The sequence below is a fragment of the Candidatus Pelagibacter communis genome, from assembly GCF_001180165.1.
GTDB lineage: Bacteria > Pseudomonadota > Alphaproteobacteria > Pelagibacterales > Pelagibacteraceae > Pelagibacter > Pelagibacter ubique_P.
Genome location: NZ_CVSQ01000011.1, coordinates 1 through 612 on the forward strand (window position 1 = coordinate 1; position 612 = coordinate 612).

Below are 612 nucleotides of genomic sequence, written 5' to 3' on the forward strand. Positions count from 1 at the left end.
AAAGTTTAGATAATTCAGGGGCTTGTATTGCTTTAAAATTTTCCCTTTCGATACTTACTTTAAAAGGAGTTGTGTGAGATCCAAATAAAGCAATTCCTTTTGAACCTAAATGTGCTGTCATATGTGCTGGTCCAGTATCATTTGCAATAACAAATGAACTATCTTTAATTAATGTTGCTAACTGTGAAATATCTAAAGCTTTACCATTATCTAAAACACAGAGTGCATTAATATTTGATGCATCTTTAATTTCACTAGGTCCAGGTGCAATAACTACTTTAAATTTGTTATCTGACTTTTCATTAATCATAGCAATTAACTCATTATAATAAGGCCATTTCTTTGAAGTTAAATGAGGCGAACAAAATGGAAAAAGAAGAATATATTTATCTAATTGATGGTGATTTTTTATTTGAGATATGTCTGTTGTGCTCCATGAAAAATCAGGTTTCAAAGTATGATTTGTATTGATGCCTGAAGTTTTTAATTGATAATCAAATCTAGACAAAACAGAGTCTTTATCAAAATCTTGTTTTTTGGTTCCTTCAGGTAATGTTGTATCAGTAGATGACCAAGTATCTTTTGTTGCTTTTGGAAATAAAATTTTTTTAT

1 protein-coding gene is annotated in these 612 nt (G+C 29.1%); it reads right to left on the reverse strand.

What is annotated here, in order from left to right; all coding sequences use genetic code 11:
- A partial coding sequence (locus AMN88_RS00825) for a glycosyltransferase family 9 protein (RefSeq protein WP_143323652.1) occupies positions 1–612 on the reverse strand: 612 nt, incomplete at both ends.